The 18,343-nt window shown below is 35.9% G+C and carries 17 protein-coding genes; 12 read left to right on the forward strand and 5 right to left on the reverse strand.

Annotated elements, in window-relative coordinates:
* Nucleotides 1-41: 41 nt before the first annotated feature.
* Nucleotides 42-1,475: an aminotransferase-like domain-containing protein gene (locus tag JMM81_RS03010; protein WP_256240010.1), complete on the reverse strand. Its 1,434-nt coding sequence runs from the start codon at nt 1,473-1,475 to the stop codon at nt 42-44.
* A gap of 372 nt (nt 1,476-1,847) precedes the next feature.
* On the opposite strand from JMM81_RS03010, the gene JMM81_RS03015 reads away from it, so the two are divergent.
* Nucleotides 1,848-3,098 carry a benzoate/H(+) symporter BenE family transporter gene (locus tag JMM81_RS03015; protein WP_256240011.1) on the forward strand — a complete coding sequence of 417 codons (1,251 nt, stop codon included), beginning with the start codon at nt 1,848-1,850 and terminating at the stop codon, nt 3,096-3,098.
* A gap of 284 nt (nt 3,099-3,382) precedes the next feature.
* Nucleotides 3,383-3,877 (forward strand): CBS domain-containing protein, encoded by a 495-nt coding sequence (locus JMM81_RS03020; protein ID WP_256240012.1) that lies wholly within the window; start codon nt 3,383-3,385, stop codon nt 3,875-3,877.
* A gap of 300 nt (nt 3,878-4,177) precedes the next feature.
* Here the strand turns inward: JMM81_RS03020 and JMM81_RS03025 are convergent, their stop codons facing one another.
* Nucleotides 4,178-4,720, reverse strand: coding sequence for a recombinase family protein (locus JMM81_RS03025; protein ID WP_256240013.1), 543 nt, complete (start codon nt 4,718-4,720; stop codon nt 4,178-4,180).
* A 338-nt stretch (nt 4,721-5,058) separates the two neighbouring features.
* Here JMM81_RS03025 and JMM81_RS03030 point away from each other — a divergent pair, with 338 nt between their 5' ends.
* The 3 genes from JMM81_RS03030 to JMM81_RS03040 all read left to right on the forward strand — a co-directional run bounded on the left by JMM81_RS03030 (nt 5,059) and on the right by JMM81_RS03040 (nt 10,420).
* Nucleotides 5,059-8,727, forward strand: coding sequence for a dynamin family protein (locus JMM81_RS03030; protein WP_256240014.1), 3,669 nt, complete (start codon nt 5,059-5,061; stop codon nt 8,725-8,727).
* 103 nt (nt 8,728-8,830) lie between these two features.
* Entirely contained in the window at nt 8,831-9,325 is a 495-nt protein-coding gene (locus tag JMM81_RS03035) for a GNAT family N-acetyltransferase (protein ID WP_256240015.1), read from the forward strand.
* 228 nt (nt 9,326-9,553) lie between these two features.
* The gene (locus JMM81_RS03040; RefSeq protein WP_256240309.1) at nt 9,554-10,420 is read left to right on the forward strand and encodes a 5'-3' exonuclease; all 867 of its coding nucleotides are present in this window, start codon (nt 9,554-9,556) and stop codon (nt 10,418-10,420) included.
* An 89-nt stretch (nt 10,421-10,509) separates the two neighbouring features.
* On the opposite strand, the gene sspL is transcribed toward JMM81_RS03040, so the two are convergent.
* Entirely contained in the window at nt 10,510-10,647 is a 138-nt protein-coding gene (sspL, locus tag JMM81_RS03045; protein WP_256240016.1) for a small, acid-soluble spore protein L, read from the reverse strand.
* Nucleotides 10,648-10,731: 84 nt separating this feature from the next.
* On the opposite strand from sspL, the gene JMM81_RS03050 reads away from it, so the two are divergent.
* On the forward strand, nt 10,732-11,193 hold the full coding sequence (locus tag JMM81_RS03050; protein WP_256240017.1) for a divergent PAP2 family protein: 462 nt from the start codon (nt 10,732-10,734) through the stop codon (nt 11,191-11,193).
* A gap of 53 nt (nt 11,194-11,246) precedes the next feature.
* The gene (locus JMM81_RS03055; protein ID WP_256240018.1) at nt 11,247-11,528 is read left to right on the forward strand and encodes a DUF6123 family protein; all 282 of its coding nucleotides are present in this window, start codon (nt 11,247-11,249) and stop codon (nt 11,526-11,528) included.
* A gap of 192 nt (nt 11,529-11,720) precedes the next feature.
* On the opposite strand, the gene JMM81_RS03060 is transcribed toward JMM81_RS03055, so the two are convergent.
* On the reverse strand, nt 11,721-12,113 hold the full coding sequence (locus JMM81_RS03060) for a reverse transcriptase-like protein (RefSeq protein ID WP_256240019.1): 393 nt from the start codon (nt 12,111-12,113) through the stop codon (nt 11,721-11,723).
* Between the two features lie 336 nt (nt 12,114-12,449).
* On the opposite strand from JMM81_RS03060, the gene JMM81_RS03065 reads away from it, so the two are divergent.
* Nucleotides 12,450-13,106 (forward strand): ribonuclease H family protein, encoded by a 657-nt coding sequence (locus JMM81_RS03065; RefSeq protein WP_256240020.1) that lies wholly within the window; start codon nt 12,450-12,452, stop codon nt 13,104-13,106.
* Nucleotides 13,107-13,211: 105 nt separating this feature from the next.
* Nucleotides 13,212-13,391, forward strand: a complete 180-nt coding sequence (locus JMM81_RS03070; protein ID WP_256240022.1) for a zinc-finger domain-containing protein — start codon at nt 13,212-13,214, stop codon at nt 13,389-13,391.
* A 72-nt stretch (nt 13,392-13,463) separates the two neighbouring features.
* Here the strand turns inward: JMM81_RS03070 and cspD are convergent, their stop codons facing one another.
* Nucleotides 13,464-13,664, reverse strand: a complete 201-nt coding sequence (cspD, locus tag JMM81_RS03075; protein ID WP_256240023.1) for a cold-shock protein CspD — start codon at nt 13,662-13,664, stop codon at nt 13,464-13,466.
* Between the two features lie 490 nt (nt 13,665-14,154).
* Between cspD and JMM81_RS03080 the strand changes: the two genes are divergently transcribed.
* From JMM81_RS03080 to JMM81_RS03090, 3 genes are all read left to right on the forward strand, one after another.
* Nucleotides 14,155-16,302, forward strand: a complete 2,148-nt coding sequence (locus JMM81_RS03080; protein WP_256240024.1) for a DNA topoisomerase III — start codon at nt 14,155-14,157, stop codon at nt 16,300-16,302.
* A 90-nt stretch (nt 16,303-16,392) separates the two neighbouring features.
* The gene (locus JMM81_RS03085) at nt 16,393-16,731 is read left to right on the forward strand and encodes an NAD(P)-dependent oxidoreductase (protein ID WP_256240025.1); all 339 of its coding nucleotides are present in this window, start codon (nt 16,393-16,395) and stop codon (nt 16,729-16,731) included.
* A gap of 283 nt (nt 16,732-17,014) precedes the next feature.
* Complete coding sequence (locus tag JMM81_RS03090) at nt 17,015-18,286, forward strand: S1C family serine protease (RefSeq protein WP_256240026.1); 1,272 nt, start codon at nt 17,015-17,017, stop codon at nt 18,284-18,286.
* Nucleotides 18,287-18,343 lie beyond the last annotated feature (57 nt).

Raw genomic sequence — 18,343 nt, forward strand, 5'->3', positions numbered from 1 at the left:
AGAAGGAAGAAAAAGGTGCTTGGCACCTTTTATAGTACCTTTTATACACGAGATAGAACATCAGCAAATCGCAAAATCGCTTCCCTTATTGATTCCCGTTTTAATCGGGCATAAGTGAAACGAACATATCCATTTGGAGAACCATATACACTTCCTGGCATAAACAGAATTTTGCTTTTGATTCCTTCCTCTACTAACTTTTGGTCATCAACTTTCTGGTTTATTTTACACCAGATGAAAAGACCACCTTGAGGGATGATAAAATCGACTTTTTCGCCTAAAGTGTCTTGTAAAGCAGAAATCATTTCATTTCGCCTTTCCACTAGCTCCTGACGCAGGAATGTAAGATGGTTCGGATATTCAGTCGATTGTAAAAACTGATTCGCAATTAACTGTGGAAAAATACTTAATCCAAAATCAATTTGTTGCCTTGCATCAGCTAAACGGTTAATAACCGATTGAGGACCAATAATCCAGCCAACTCGTAAACTAGAGGCAATCACTTTGGAAAGCGATCCAATATACAGAACGTTGCCACTTCGGTCAAAAGATTTAATCGGATAGTGACCCGCGTCTTCGAAGGATAGTAGGCTAACTGGATCATCTTCAACAATGGGAACTCCTAACTCTGCTGAAATTTCCAATATTTTTTTTCGACGTGTATCTGTAAGTGTGGTCCCAGTTGGACTTTGGTATATTGGATTTAAAAAAATCATACGAATTTGATGTTTGCGATGTAAAGTCACGATATCGTCCGGATTAATTCCATGAGCGTCGACTGGTAAACCAAATATACGCAGACCAGCTGATTGAAACAGTGGGAGTGAATAACAGTAAGAAGGAGCTTCAATAGCGACAGCATCGCCTGGATTAAGCAAACACTGGGTAATGAGATGTAAAGCTTGTTGAGCTCCTGATGTAATCAAAACGGAAGAACTGGTTGTATGAATATTATGATAATCCTTCACATATTCAGCTACCGTCTCACGGAAGGCTAAATGTCCTTGCGGGTGCACATAGCCTAAGTCGTTAGAAAACGTTTGTTCAGTAAAAGAAGCTTGTAAAAAACGAGTTGGAAATAAGTCAGCTGACAATTCACCACTTGCCAAATTAAAGCCATTTTTCATCTGCTTGGCTTCGTCACGAATACGCTTAATTAAAGGGTATGTAGGTAAAAATGAGCCACCTTCTATATACTTTCTCCAATTTGTTACTCCTTTAGGAAGAATCCCCCATTTATGTGTGCTAACACGGGTTCCACTTCCTTTTTTTCTTTCTACTAAACCGGATGCTTGAAGTTCGTCGTACACATGGACAATGGTCATACGATTGACGTTTAATTGTTCAGCCAATTTGCGTTCTGAAGGCAGTAAGCTGCCAGGAGGAAATTCTCCATATGAAATTTTTTCTTCGATATATTCGAAGATTTGTTGATAGAGAGGTTTAGTAGCCTCGCGATTCACTTTCCATTCCATTATTGATCCACCTCTGCACTATTAATCATTGATTGGTATGCTAATATATTTATCCCGTCTTGACGGGCAGTAAAACCCCTACCTCAAGACTTCGAGAAAACCGAGGAAGGATTATTGTTAGGGATCAACTGCCCGTAAAGATCGGCTAAGTGCGATAAGAATTTTCTTTGGGCTTGAGCCCTTAGAAAATTCAATCAGGCTCCGCGTGACTAACTATCAGTAGGGGATGAAGAAAACCCTACTGATAGTTAGTCTTCTTTATAATTGGATTAGTTCTAAATAATCCGATTGGATGAGTACAAAAAGAGTTTTTTGATTTATTATAATAATTACAGATTAACACTAAACGATTTTTATCGAAAGGAGATAGCAATGAGAGAGAACCATTTACGTACAAATCTTAAAGATTTACGTCAGAATCTAAATGTAAATACAATTAGCGCCGGTTTAGTCTCAGCTATTTTTGGGTGTACGGGCCCAGCATTAATTATTATTGGAGGCGCTACGGGTGGCGGATTGACTTATGCTCAAACGATAAGCTGGATATTCGCTGTTTATTTTTTTAGTGGATTACTTGGTATATTTTTAGCGCTAAAGTATCGTCAGCCGATCTCAGGTGCACATTCCATTGCAGGAGCTGTATTAGTTGCGGGGTCTTTAACCCATTTTTCATTAAATGAAGCAATAGGGGCTTATCTAGTAGCTAATATCCTTGTGATTATTCTTGGTGCATCAGGCTTAATCGACAAAGTGATGAAATGGATACCGCTTCCAATTGTCATGGGGATGATTGTTGGAGTGATGATCCGTTTTGCGACGGAAATGATCACATCTGTTACCCTTTCACCATTATTAGCAGGTTCAGCTATTCTAGTGTTTTTACTTTCATCAAGATTCTTTAAAAAATTCCCACCTGTTTTATCTGCTTTAATCGTAGCTGTTTTGTTGGCTATCTTTACAAATGCATTTCAAATTCAAAATATTCAGGATACATTTGTACTTCCACAATTAGTGATGCCAGTATTTAGTCTTGATGCTATTGTATCAATTGGTATTCCACTTGCGTTGCTCATCATTTGTACAGAAAATGCTCAAGCAACAGGGGTATTAATGGCTCAAGGGTACAAGCCACCGAATAGCGCAATGGCTACTTACGGTTCTATCGTTGGTCTTATCGCTTCACTCTTCGGTGCTCATGCGATCAATATCGCGGGACCAATGACAGCTATTTGTTCGGCAAAAGAAGTAGGAAAGAAAGAAAGTCGTTATGCAGCATCGGTTGCGAATGGAGTGTTCTTCTCTATTTTTGGCCTATTTGCAGCACTAGTTGTTCCATTTGTTATCGCTATGCCGAGTGTGATTGTTACTGTAATAGCCGGACTAGCGATGTTAGGTGTTCTTATCAATTCATTAAAAACAGCTTTTTCCGCTAGTAAATTTCAAATGGGTGCTTTTTTTGCCTTAATTATTGGGATGTCAGGTGTGAATTTTTTCAACATTGGTGCTCCATTGTGGGCAATTATCGGAAGTTTATTCGTTTCTTTTTTAGTTGAAAAAGACCATTTTACGTTTCGATCAAAGCCAGATAAAACGAAAGACGTAAAAGTAGAAACAAGTGCTTGAAATGGGTGAGATAGTCTAACTAGTAGATTCAAATCTTCATACCCCTTTGCATTTTAATTATGCCTATGGATTATAACAATAGGTTTCTGTTTTTTATGATGATGAAAAGATTCTTTAAAGTGTCCGTTATTTAGCAAAAGTTAAAGGTGAATATAACACATTTGAAGGAATTAAACGAGCGTAGCAACTATGTACAACATCAGTGGTAAGTGATTGATAGAATGTAACGATTATCATTGTGTATGTAGAAGGATACCAAATCTAACGAATGTGGAGGGGTAAACATGCGAGCTCATGAAATCATGAAAAAACAGGTAATTAAAGTGAAGGAACACGATAGTGTACAATCAGTTATTAGGAAATTTATGGAATACGATATTAGCGGTCTTCCTATTGTTAATGATAGGAATAAAATTGTTGCCTATATCAGCGATGGAGACATCATGCGTTTTATCGGAAAGCCTAATGATATTGTCATTGGTACACTTTTCTTTGCACAGGCATTCAAAGTGGATGAAGATGAGTTTGAGGAAAGGGCACAAAAAGTAAGGGAATTAAACGTTATGGAGATTGCTCAAAAAACGGTATATAAAGTTAAATGGGATGAGAAAATCGAGAATATCGCAGCGATTTTAGGGAAAAAGCAAATCAAAAGATTACCGGTAGAGCGGAACGGAGTATTAGTTGGTATCATTAGTAGAGGGGATGTTATCAGAAATACCTTTAAATCCTTAAATACGTGTTTAAAGCAACCAGCATTGAAAACACAAAGTTGTTAAGTAACTATAAACGAAATGGCTGTGTTAAACAATCGTGTTGATGCTCCAATGGACTTTGGTATACGCGTCCATTAAGTGATTCATACTGAATCAAACACAGGATCACATATAAAGGTCATTTATCAACAATCATCATGAAGAACACAGCCAACTAAATAGTAATAGCTATTCAAGGGTTACATTCACTCAACGAGAATCCATAAAAAAAGTCGATTCTTCTCTTGATATGCTCCCGATAAGGTAGACAGATGAAAAAATAAAAATCTGTGTACTGGAGGGGAGCTTTTTTTATGGATTATTTTAATTTTCTAAATATCGATATAGGGTAGATTTACTAATTCCTGTTTCATTTTTGATCTCAGCCAGAGTATACTTTTTACTTTGATACATCGTAATAGCACGATCCACATTTTCGTCAGATTTTCTTGGTCGTCCTGTAATAACTCCCTTTTGTTTTGCTTCATATAATCCTTTTTTTGTTTTTTCACTAATGACATCACTTTGGAATTCTACAAGGTGTTTGACGGTGTTTTTGAAAAAATATCCAGAATCATTACTTGTATCAACCCCCTCTTTAAGAGATTGAAAATAGCCGCCTTTAGCGTCAATAGCATCTAATAGCTCAACTAGATGTCGCGTGGAATCAGCAAAGGTAAAAAGTTTAGTAACGACTATTTTATCTCCTTGATTAAGGTTGTCGATCATATTTTTCAGCTTTATTCTCTTTTTTGCGGATGAATGATCCTCTATGATAATCGTGTCACAATTGGTTTTTGTTATATTCTGATGTTGTATTTCACAGTTTAGGTCTTCTTGAAAAGGTCTAATATACCCAATTAACATTGCACACTCTCCTAACTGTCCTTACTTTTTATTCATCATACCATAAAATTCATATCTAAAATAAATTTAAAATGGTTCGTTTTTGGGAAAGTAGATAATTTCCTCTTACTATTGAATTTTTCGAACTCTGACTTTTAGGAGATTTAAAAGTTTAAAAATACATCTATACACTTAAGGTAAATAACATATGACAATGTAAGGGGTGAAGATGTTTAGTTTTTCAAGATTTATTTTTATTTTATGAATTATTAAAAATACTTTCAGTTTTTTAAGTAGGAAATAGACATAAAATCGTTTAAAATAGTGGGTATATTGAAAAAACAAGGGGATAACAATTCATGGTCAAAATTGGAATACAACAAGAGACAGTGTTATTAAGTGGACAAATAGCAGCGCTTTATGAAAAGTTTTATCAACAAGAAAATGTACAGTCAGCGGAGCGAGCAAAGGATTTAGCGATTAAACTTGAAAGGCAAGAATACTCTATTGCTTTTTGTGGTCATTTTTCAGCTGGAAAATCGAGTATGATTAATCAGTTAATGGGCGAGAATATTTTACCTTCAAGTCCAATACCAACGAGTGCTAATCTTGTGAAAATCAAGTCAGGGGATGATTATGCCAAGGTTTTTTTCAAAGAAGACCGTCCTCGTCTGTACCCTGCTCCATATGATTATGAAGCAGTGAAATCATATTGTAAGGATGGAGACCAGATTCAGTCAATTGAAATTAGCTATTCAAAAACGTTAATTCCGAAAGATACCATTATTATGGATACACCAGGAATTGACTCAACAGATGATGCTCACCGAATTGCAACGGAGTCTGCCTTGCATCTTGCGGATTTGGTTTTTTATGTAATGGATTATAATCACGTTCAGAGTGAATTGAACTTTTTATTTACAAAAGAATTGACTGAAGCAGGTAAGGACGTTTATTTAGTCATTAACCAGATTGATAAGCATCGCGATGAGGAATTGAGTTTCACAGAATTTCAGGAAAGTGTCAAAAACTCTTTTGCTTCATGGGGCGTAAAACCAGCAAAAATTTTCTACACTTCTTTAAAAAAGTTAGATCATCCGTATAATCAATTTGCGATTTTGAGACAATTTATGGAAGAAAAAGTGGGGGATCGGTTGCATGCCTTACCTGAATCTATTTTTCAATCGTTAAAAAAACTAGTTGAAGAGCATAGGACCTTTTTAGCTTCAAAAGATGAAGAAGAGATTAATAAACGGAATCAGATCCTTGCAGAACTTTCGGAAGAGGAGAAGAGGAGCCTCCCAGAAACAGTTGCGGAAATAACCACTAGACTAGATGAGTTACATGGTTTACTCAAACGTAAAGAAAAGAGTATGTATGATGAGATTGATCGTGTATTAGATAATGCGTATTTAATGCCTTTTCAAACAAGAGATTTAGCTGAACAATATCTTGCCGCAAGACAACCTGATTTCAAAGTGGGGTTATTTTTTTCAAAGCAGAAAACGGAACAAGAGCGACAGAGTAGGCTGGATCAGTTTTATACTGACTTTGCAGAAAAAGTCACATCGCAAATCGATTGGCATATGAAAGAATTGCTCATAAAAATGTTGAGAGAAAGTGAAGTTGAAGACGCACAGTTGTTGGAAGATGTACAAAGTTTTCAAGTTCATTTTGATAAAGAATTACTAGTGAATACGGTTAAGACTGGTGCCCGTTTATCTGGTGATTATGTATTGAATTATACAAAGGATGTTGTGGATGCGATTAAAAGAATAGCGAAAGACCAGCTAGCACCCCATCTTTCGGCTTTCTTCAATCATCTAAAGGGAAAACAAATCGAAAAACAACAAAAGCTTGAGAAGGAATTGTCACGACTTAATGTTTACTTAACCGCATTTAAAGAAATTGCTGAGTTTGAAGAAAAGCAAACAATTGTCAATATTCAACTTGAACAAATAGTAACAGGACATATAAATGTCGAAGCTTTACAAGATCAGGCTATAAAATTAGCAATCGATGAAACAGAAGAGGCAGAAGTAATTGTTACTAGTGTGGAGGAAAATGTGAAGGCTGGTGAAAAGGTAGCTTCGAATCGTTCGGCTCGTCCGGTTGTTGAAAATGATCAGAAGAATCATTTGGAGTTAGATCGACTTATTCCTAGTTTACGGTTTGCCTCGGATCAAGTAAAAAGCGTGCCTGGATTTAAAAAAATAGCGGAAGAACTTAAGCAAAAAGCAGAAAGGCTTGAGAATCAATCGTTTACAGTCGCTTTATTTGGTGCTTTCAGTGCTGGAAAGTCTTCGTTTGCTAATGCTTTAATCGGTGATAAGTTATTACCAGTTTCGCCTAATCCTACAACGGCAGCTATAAATAAGATTATGCCGGTTGATTCCGAACATCATCATGGGACTGTATTAGTAAAGTTAAAGGGCTATGATACGTTAATGGAAGATGTGAATCGATCATTAGCAGCGTTTGAGATGAAAGCGAACACCCTCGATGATGCAGTTTCTTTTGCTCAACATGTTATTGGGAATAGGAGTAATGTTGATGCCTTTGAGAAGACACATCTTGCTTTTTTGCAAGCGTTTGTTCGTGGGATTGATACTTATCGGAACACGTTAGGGGAGACGATTCATACCAATTTGACCGAGTTTTCTGGTTTTGTTGCCAATGAAGAGCAATCATGTCTTGTAGAGTGGATTGAAGTATACTATGATTGTCAATTAACTCGAAAGGGGATTACGCTCGTTGATACTCCAGGAGCCGATTCGATTAATGCTCGTCACACAGGGGTAGCTTTTGAGTATATTAAAAATTCGGATGCGATTCTGTTTGTCACGTATTATAATCATGCTTTTTCAAAAGCAGACCGTGAGTTTTTAATTCAATTAGGGCGCGTCAAAGATACGTTTGCACTTGATAAAATGTTTTTTATTGTAAATGCGATTGATTTAGCGCAAGACGAAGAAGAAATGAATGCGGTACTTGACTACGTGGAAGATCAACTTGTGACTTATGGGATTAGACAGCCTCATTTATATCCAGTTTCAAGTTTGCAGGCGATAAAAGAAAAACTTGAGAGTGGGCTGACAACCACTTCTGGTATTGGACAGTTTGAAGAACGATTTTATTCTTTTATCGAGCATGATTTAATGGAGATCGCTGTTAATTCGGCAAAATTGGAGTGGCAGCGAGTACTCTCGCAGTTACAAAGCTTTATTCATTCTGCTGAGGCTGATCAAGAAACAAAGGCAAAAAAACGAGTTTTACTAGAAGAAGAAAAAGAGCAATTGATTGAACATATTCAGAATCAACCTAGTACAATTTTACGTCAAAGATTAGAACAAGAAACAGATGAGCTTGTCTTTTATATAAAGCAACGTGTATTTTTACGATTTAGCGACTTTTTGAAGGAAGCTTTCAATCCAGCACTGCTGAAGGATGACGGTAGAAATTTGAAGAAAGCACTGCAATCTGCACTCGATGGATTTCTAGGAGATTTTGGTTATGATTTTGCTCAGGAGTTACGGGCAACGACATTACGAATAGAAGCTTTTATTATAAAGCTTTTAGCACAGACTGATCAATCGATCATTACTGCGTTACAGGAACACAATGCAGAGCTTTCTTTTAGTCCGTATGAGGCAGGGAAACCAACAAGTATTGATTTCCAAACAGCTTTTGTTACGCTGGATCAGCAAAGGTTCAAAAAAGCACTATCTTATTTTAAAAACCCAAAAACATTTTTTGAGAAAAATGAACGCAAGCTCTTAAGTGATGAATTAGAAGTGAATTTAGAGCAGCCAGCAGAGGATTATTTACTAGAAGGAAAAGAACGTTTGAAACAGCATTATGGTGAACAGCTGGAAGCACATTTTAGTCTCTTGTTGGCCCGTTTGACAGAGCAGGTAGAAGAGTACTATCAAGGAGCACTTGCCTCTATTTCAAATGAACTACCAATAGAAGAGCTTAAAAAAATTGAAGAAAATCTGGTGTTAGCTACCGAAAAAGGACAGAATTGATATAATTGTATGTGTGAAGAAGATCGTTAGGAATCGAGAAATGTTACACCTAACTCGGTTCCTAATGAAACAAGAACAATGTAATAGAATATGAGGTGACAACATGGATTTTACTATTAGATTAGCAGAAGAAGATCAAGATATTATCAGTGTTCATCAAATCATGTTGGAAGCATTTGCTGAATATGATAGCTATGATATTCCATCAAGTGCTATGAATGAACCCGTTTCTTCTATAAAAAAATTAATTCAAAATGGTTCTGAAAAGGCAATTCTTTGCTTCGTTGAGGAGAAAGCTTTAGGATCTGTTCGCTTTAAAATGAATGAAGACTCACTCTATTTTTCGAGACTATCTGTTGTACCTGAGGCAAGAGGAAAAGGGACTGCTAAAGCCATGATCAAGTGGTTGGGGGAATATGCACAAGAGAAGGGGAAAGATAAAATATTTTGTCGTGTTCGGAAGGATACTCCGCAAAATGTACAGTTTTATCGATCTTATGATTTCGAAATCTCAAAAGAAGAAACGATTATCAATAAAGATGGGAATCTTGTTGAGATCATCGAAATGAATAAAAAGGCTAACGTATTAATAAACTAATTAACTTCGGTGTCAGGCACCATAAAAAGACACTTTCCTTATATCTGTCCACTTGTAAAGAACATATAAAAATGGGAGGGGTGCAATGTTTGCCTAATTCACCCAATCTTCTAGGTGATTACCAATCCTTCTTAAGGTGAATCATGTTATAATAGTGTTCATGTTTAAGTGAACTTGATCTGTTTAGGGAGTGTGAGATGATTGGATTCAAATAATAAACCTTCATTAATGCTTGTCGATGGTATGGCGCTTTTGTTTCGGGCTTTTTTTGCAACATCTGTGTCAGGCCAATTTATGATTAATTCAAAAGGGGTTCCGACTAATGCGGTTAATGGTTTTGTGAAGCATTTTTTTACGGCCGTTTCTTCATTTAAACCAAGCCATGTAGTTGTTTGTTGGGATATGGGGAGCCAAACGTTTCGAAATGAGTTATTTGACGGTTATAAAGCGAATCGAGGCGAAGCACCAGTGGAATTAATCCCACAATTTGATCTTGTAAAAGAAGTCGTAGAATCCTTTGATGTTCCAAACGTCGGTATGGAAGGTTTTGAGGCGGATGACTGTATAGGAACAATTGCTGTACAGGCTAAAGGTGAAGCCAATGTATCCATTTTGACTGGGGATCAAGATATTTTACAGCTTATTGATGATCATATCTCTGTGATTCTTTTAAAAAAGGGCTTCGGTAACTATCTTGTGCATAATCAAGATACTTTTTATGAAGAAAAAGGAATTAGGCCAAGACAAATGATTGATCTGAAAGCATTTATGGGCGATCCAAGCGACAATTATCCAGGTGTTAAAGGCATTGGTGAAAAAACGGCTCTCAAATTGCTACAGCAATATGAACATGTGGATGGAGTTGTCAAACATCTAGATCAATTGACAAAATCTCAGAAAACAAAAATTGAATCGGATCTTGATATGCTTTATTTAAGTAAGCAATTAGCTGAGATCAAATGTGACGTACCTGTTCAATATGATCTTGAACAAGCGACTTTTAAACTTGATCAACAAAAGGTTCTTGATAAATTCAATGAAGTGGAAATGAAAGGACTTTATCGTTTTATCAATTTTGAAAAAGAATTAGCTTAGGAAACGTAACCATATGTTTTTCATCGGAGCATAAGTATAATATATACATCAAAGAAGACAGATTTGGCAAATCTGTCTTTTTTGATGTATTATTTAGTATTTTTCTTTTTTGCTGCGTTTTCGAGTTTGCTTTTTGGTTCTTCTGCGAACTCAGCATCTTGACCGTACCCTTGTGGAGTAACACCAGGGGCTTTTTTTCCTCGATTTTTATGATCGTTTTTACCCATCTTCCTTCACCTCCGAACTTAGTATCTCCATCAAGAATAATTTCACTCTTCATTCTTCACACTAATGATAGAGGTGAAGGATATATGAATAAGGGGATATATGTTGCTTTGTTAAGTATTGGAATGGCACAAGCATTAAAGATACCGATACATTTTGTTAAAACAAGGAAATGGAAACCAGGTTTATTTTTTCAAACGGGTGGAATGCCAAGCTCTCACTCTGCTGGAGTTTCATCACTGACTACTTTTATTGCGTTAAAAAGAGGCACCCCCACAATTGATTTTGCACTTTCACTCATTTATGGACTTATTGTCATGTATGATGCACAGGGAATCCGCCGTCAAACTGGTGAATTAACCTTAAAAGTCAACAGCATGGGTGATCTAATCGATAAAGTCCATAAGGATGAAACGGTAAAATTTGAAGAAAAAACACCTGAAAAGTTAAAAGAAATGCTCGGCCATCAACCCGAAGAAGTTATTGGCGGAGCACTCCTAGGAATAATAACCGGTACAATAGGTCATATAATAACGAAAAAAAGGTAGAAATTTGTCTAAAATTCGGGTAATATGTTAATTGACAAATGTTATCGAGGGGAATGGATAAAACATTGAAAACAGTAGCACAGTATGTCGACTTTCTTGATAGTAAGGGATTTCATTTACAAGAGGATGCAATTAATTTCATCCACTTCGGAAAGCAGTATACGAATGCATCAGATGAATTAACAAACACAGCGATCGAATTAACATTAAAAGCACAAAAAGAATTTGATGGCAGTTTCTACCTTTCATTATTGGAAACGCTTGTAAAAGGCAAAATTAGCACACGTGGGGCTGCGATTCGTTTCATAAAGGATCAAGAACTTATAGCGATCTAATCAAGAAAAATGACTGGGTCATCTGAATTGTTTTTAATTGATTCCACAGTTATATATGAAAAGACGTGCTAATTAATTAGCACGTCTTTTCATATATAACTTTATAAGAAGGATAAAATATACGATTATCCTTGTGCAAATTAATCAACAGTAGCATGACAATCATCTGGCGTTATTGAAAGTTTCGACTTTTCATTTATGTGATTGATGAATCGCTTTTCTTGCTAACTCATCAGCATTTTTATTTTCATTACTTGGTATCCATTTTAAAAAAAATAAGTCAAATTGCTTTGTTAAGTTTAAAGCTTTTTCAAGTAATGGAGTGTACGCTTTGTTTTTCACAAATTCTCTTTCGATAGCTCGATTAACAAGGTCGGAGTCGGTTCGAAAAGACACGGTCTTAAATCCTTTTTGTAAGCAGATCTCCAAGGCCGAGATAAAGGCATGAAATTCCGCTTCATGATTGCTCATGACTGGTAATGGAATAGAGGATCGTTCCACTTGACCGTTTTCTTTAATAAAAACGCCAGCACCACTTGGACCGGGATTACCTGCACTAGCACCGTCAAAATAAACTTCAATCAAATTAAAAAGCCCCCTTTATTGTTATTAGTACAGTATTCAATCAATAGCAAGTGCTGAAAAGGAGAATAATAGAGTGATCATAATATGCTTTCTCTATAATGCCATTAGAATAAAATCTTGAAATCATCATATTATAGGGCATTTACTTAATGAAAAAAGTATAAACTAAATAGGATGATCATAAAAGAGTAAAACTTTAAACATAATGGGAAACTAATTTTACATACTGGATAATGAAAGTGAAAATCTTGATAAATAATAGCAGTGAAGCATGACAGGGAATATATAGGAAATAGCTAATTATGGATCGTTTATAGAGAAGGAGGTCACGAATAGATGAAATATAAAATAGAATGGACCTATAAGTTAAAAGGAAAAGAAGGCATTTATTTTACGTCTGATTGGGTGGATACAGAATTAGCTATAATAGGTGGAGAGGATATTGAAAAAACAGGAAAAGCAAGTGAGCTCATTTTTTATGATGAAATGGGGCAGTCATGGAATTTAAAGGAAGTCAAAAAATTAGTTGTGGAAGTGGAAGAGGATCCCCATGACGTCCTGGTTTATTTTGACGGGGGATTTAACCTAGATACTTATCAAGCTGGACTTGGAGTAGTGATCTATTTTAGACAAGGAAAAAAGAAATATCGTTTACGAGCTAATGAATTAATCGATGAAATGGAAACGAATAATGAAGCGGAATATGCAGCTCTGCATTATGCCTTAAATTTATTGAATGAGATTGGTGTTCACCATGTTCCTTGTGATTTCAAGGGAGATTCACAAGTTGTTTTGAAACAGCTTGAAGGAGAATGGCCTTGTTATGAAGAAAATTTAAACCGTTGGTTGGACCGGATTGAAGAAAGAATGAAGGGTTTAGGACTTAAACCACGTTATCAACCAATTCCTAGAAATGATAATAAAGAGGCGGATAAACTTGCAACACAGGCGTTAGAAGGAAAGACGATTTATAGTAAAATGCAGATTATATAATACAGAATCATTCTGTGTGATTAAAACGAGTTTATAAAATGAATAAAAGAATAACGTACTATAATGAATAGAACAGGTTATACAAAAAATGGAGATGGTAAGGATATGAAGCGTAAGGAAATTTATCATAAAGTGGAAGCGATTATGAATAACTACTGCAACGGTTGTTTTCTTTATAAGCAAAATAGAAAAGACAAGGGGCGTAGCTCTGCTCATCGCTTTTGTATTTCATCGTGTACAGTAGGTGAGAAACTGAGACAATATGGTGAAAAACTTACACGCTGATATGATGATTATAAAATAAAAAAGGCTGACGAAATTTCGTCAGCCTGGAGTATCATTCATTGTATGGTATGATTACAGTTTTGTAACATTAGAAGCTTGTGGTCCACGGTTTCCTTCAACGATTTCAAAAGAAACTTCTTGACCTTCTTCTAAAGATTTGAATCCTTCACCTTGAATAGCAGTGAAGTGTACGAATACATCGTCTCCGCCTTCAACTTCGATAAAACCGAAACCTTTTTCGTTATTAAACCATTTTACTTTACCGTTTTGCATATTAACATTTCCTCCTAAGCCTTTCAAGACACCTGAGCGTCTAAAAAAATAAATATTACCATTATACAAAATATAACATGGCTAAATCTAGAAATAGCGGAAATATATTCTGTTAAATGATGACTACATTATACATAAAAAACCGCTTACAGTCAAGGTTTACATATGAAATTACAAAACATTCAACATAGCAAAAAACAAGAAAAACCCACCTCAAACAAACATCATATGTTTATTTGAGGTGGGTTTTTAAACGGCTCATGTTATTATATAAAAAATAAATCGAGAATAAATTAGCTATCAACAAAGATGTTTAACTGTGAATGTTTGCTAGATACAGAGGAGCTGTTGGACAAACAGTTCTTTTTTCACTTTTAATGACATGATAAAACAAAAATTCATTTCCAAGTTACATAGATCGTATAACTTATGCTAGAATGAATCAGTTATAATCATATCCATCACTTTAAAATAATAGGGAGATCGCGCAATGAAATTAATAATTGCAGAAAAACCTGACCAAGGACTTACGCTTGCATCTATTTTTAAAACGAAAAAATCGCAGGGCTTTGTTGAAATTCTTCCAAATGAAATTTTTACAGATGGAGCCTATGTTACTTGGGCGGTTGGACATATATGTCAACTAGTGGCTCCAGAGCAATATGATCCTCAATGGAAAAAGTGGTCGCTTTCAGCACTGCCTATTATTCCGGATCAATTCAAATACGAAGTAACAAAAGATAAAGTAAAGCAGTTCGCTATCATTAAAAAACTTCTCTCCAATCCACAAGTGAATGAAGTGATTCATGCAGGAGATGCTGGGAGAGAAGGTGAGTTAATTGTCAGAAATATACTCCGAGTAACAAATGCCCGTGTACCCATGAAAAGATTATGGATCTCCTCTCTTACACCAAAATCAATTAAAGAAGGATTTCAGTCCCTTTTATCTGAAGCTGATACAAGAAATTTGTATTATGAAGCATATACACGAGCCTGTGCCGATTGGGTAGTTGGAATGAATGCCTCAAGGTTATACAGCCTCCTTCTACAACAAAAAGGCTTTTCAGATGTATTTTCTGTTGGTAGGGTTCAAACTCCAACACTTGCTCTAATCGTAAAAAGAGAGCAAGAAATTGAAAAATTTGTATCAGAACCTTTTTGGGAAGTACAAGCGGATTTTAATATGGAAGGAAAAAAATATAAAGGGAAGTGGGGGAAAGACGGAGAAACACGTATTAAAACAAAGGAAATGGCAGAAAAAATTGCTCACTTTTGTGAACAAAAACCAGCAGAAGTGATTGAGGTACAAGCAGAAAGAAAAGATTATTTATCTCCATTGTTGTATAACTTATCTGCTTTACAAGCTGAAGCAAACCGTTTGTTTAAATTTCCACCCAAAAAAACGTTGGATGTTTTACAAAAGCTTTATCAAAAAGGGATCGTATCTTATCCACGTTCTGACTCTCGGTATGTAACGCCTGGAGAAGCAGACATGTTTCCTGATATTTTGCAAAAAATAGCAGTCATCCCACAGTATGAAGATCTTTTTCCGTTACCAAACAAGTCCATCCTAAATAACAAGCGTTACGTGAATGAAAAAAAGGTAACCGATCACTATGCCATTATTCCCACTGAACAAGTCCCGAATATGGCGGCTTTAAGTGCGGACGATCAAAAACTCTATGATTTAATTGTCAAAAGTCTTATTGCAGCACATTATGAAAAATCAATTACAGAGTATACAACAGTTACTACTCTTGTGGATGAACGGGCCGCATTTCAATCAAAGGGGAAGGTTCAGCTGCAAGAAGGTTGGCGTAAGGTGATCAAACCATATGAAAAGGAAGGAGATCCTATTCTTCCAGTATTAATAAAAGGAGAAAAAGGAAAAGTGGCGAAAGTGTCAGTGAAAGAGAGTAAAACACAGCCACCTAAACGCTACACCGAAGGACAGTTGATTACGTTAATGAAGACAGCTGGAAAACATATGGAAGATAAGGAACTTGAAAAAGTGTTAACGAAAACAGAAGGTCTTGGAACGGAAGCAACACGTGCTGGGATTATTACGATGCTAAAGGATAGAAAATATATAGATGTCAAAAAAAATCTTGTTTATGCAACAGCGAAAGCAAAAATATTAATGAATGCTGTAGGAGACGAAATACTTGCATCGCCAGAAATGACGGCAAAGTGGGAGCAACGATTGAAACAAATCTCGGAAGGGTTCGCTTCACCAAAACAATTCATGGATCAATCCAATAAAATGATCACACATCTTATATCGGTAGCCGTTAAGGCGTCTGATGGATGGACATTTGATGGTGAGCTAAAGGCTTCCTTTGTACCAAGACAATATAAAAAAACGGTCCCAACTAAACTGGGTATTTGTAAACTTTGTGGTGGGTCGGTTATTGATAAAGGTAGTTTTTATGGGTGTTCCAACTACCAAAAAACAGGCTGCCAGTTTACGGTATCGAAAAAAATAAAAGGAAAGTCAATCACACAAAAACAAGTAAAAAAACTGCTCAGCGAAGGCACATCCGATATTATTGAGGGATTTAAAGGAAAGGAAAAAGACTTTTCTGCCAAAATTACATGGGATGAAAAACAGAAAAAAATTCAGTTTTTATTTTCTTGATGGAAAAAAGACTTTCTCAAGGACAAGATCAGAAAGAATAGTAATATAAAAACAAAGAACATAATGTCTTAAAGGGGATTTCTTAAAGAAATGAGAATAAGTAAAGAACAGTTTTCTAAAATGAAAACATCTGCTTATTTTATCAATACTTCACGCAGGGGTGTAGTGGACTCGGAGTCTCTTTATGAAGCGTTGGTGAATCAAGAAATTGTTTATGCCGCATTAGACGTAACAGATCCAGAACCAATTAACCCAGATCATCCACTTCTTTCGTTACCCAATATATTCATTAATCCACATATTGGAAGTGAAACCGTTGAAACGAGAACAAAAATGGCTGAATTGATAGCAGATAATTTGCTGGCAGGATTAACAAAGAAAAGATTACCTCAGTGTGTGAATGATGAAGTGAACTACGTAAATAAATAGGTTGCTTATCAATCTAATAAAAGAATCGAAAAAACCGGATATGAGACTATCCGGTTTTTTGTGCGTATGAAGTGAATAAAGACGAGGTAGAACTTGCTAAAAATTTTTGAAATGGTCATTTTCTTTATAAATGAAATAAAATGTCCACATTCTATTACTTTTTCTCTCTCTAGTAAAAGTTTGTTAACAATTTATTCATATCTACTTAGTAAGATAAAGGTAACTTAATCAATATACATTTACTTTCAAGATAGAACTTGAATCTTATGGGGAGGAAACAAACATGAATGATTATAATGGCCACACTCCTAATTCAATTGAAGCGCCAAAGAAACAAAGAAGACAAGGAAAATCAAGACTAAAAGGGTTTATGAAAACGATCGCAGGTGGAATTATTGGATCTGCTCTTACTTTAACAATTATTCCACACACTGATTATATGGAGGTTTTATTTTCAGCGGTTGAAAACAAAGTAGCGCAAATTTCAGGACAAACTGAGAATAATAGTATTTCATCTGGAGAAATAACTGCGCAAAAAACCGCTACAAGCACTTCAGATGCTACTACATCGGTAGCGGATATGGTAGACGAGGCTTCAAAATCGATCGTTGGGATTGTTAATATGCAAACTCAAACTCAAGGTTACTTTTTCCCAAATTTAAATACGAATCGTTCGAATGTAGTTGAAAGTGGTTCTGGAACTGGAGTTGTTTTTAAAATTGATGGGAACAGTGCTTATATCGTAACAAATAATCATGTAGTTGAAGATGCACAAGAAATTCATATTACTGTATATGGAGGAGAGGAAACGACAGCCGAGTTGATCGGTACAGATCCATTGACAGATACGGCAGTGTTAAAAATTGATGCTAAGTATGCCACATCTGTATTAGAGTTTGGAGATTCTAGTAGTTTAAGAGCGGGTGATACAGTACTCGCGATTGGGAATCCGCTTGGTCTTGATTTATCGAATACTGTGACACAAGGGATTGTTAGTGCGGTTGACCGTACGGTTGCTGTTTCGACATCAGCTGGTAATTGGGACTTAAACGTTATTCAAACAGATGCTGCGATTAATCCAGGAAACAGTGGTGGTGCGCTAGTCAATCTATCAGGTCAATTAATTGGAATGAATAGCTTGAAAATTTCTGAAGATGGAGTGGAAGGCTTAGGGTTTGCCATTCCAAGTAATGATCTTGTTCCAATCATTAATGAAATGATAGAAAATGGTCGAGTGGATAGACCTTATATCGGAGTAGGGTTAGCAAGTCTTGAACAAATTCCACAAACGTATGTACAAAATCTCCCTAATAGTGTGGAAGGTGGAGCGATCGTAAAGAATATTGACCCCAACTCAGCTGCTGCAAAATCAGGACTACAAGTACAAGATGTAATTGTTTCGATTAATGATACAAATGTAAAGAGCTCTGATGAATTAAGAAAATATTTATACACAGAACTTGAAGTTGGTGACAAAGCAATCTTCAAGATCTATCGTGGAAGTGAACAAATGACGATTGAACTTACACTGACAAGCAGTAGTAGTTCGAATTAGGGGAAAAGTGATAGAGTTAAAAGAAATAAATGCGAAAAGTAAAGAGGTAGGAGAAGG

It is taken from the genome of Bacillus sp. V3B, from assembly GCF_024494465.1.
GTDB lineage: Bacteria > Bacillota > Bacilli > Bacillales > Cytobacillaceae > Bacillus_BD.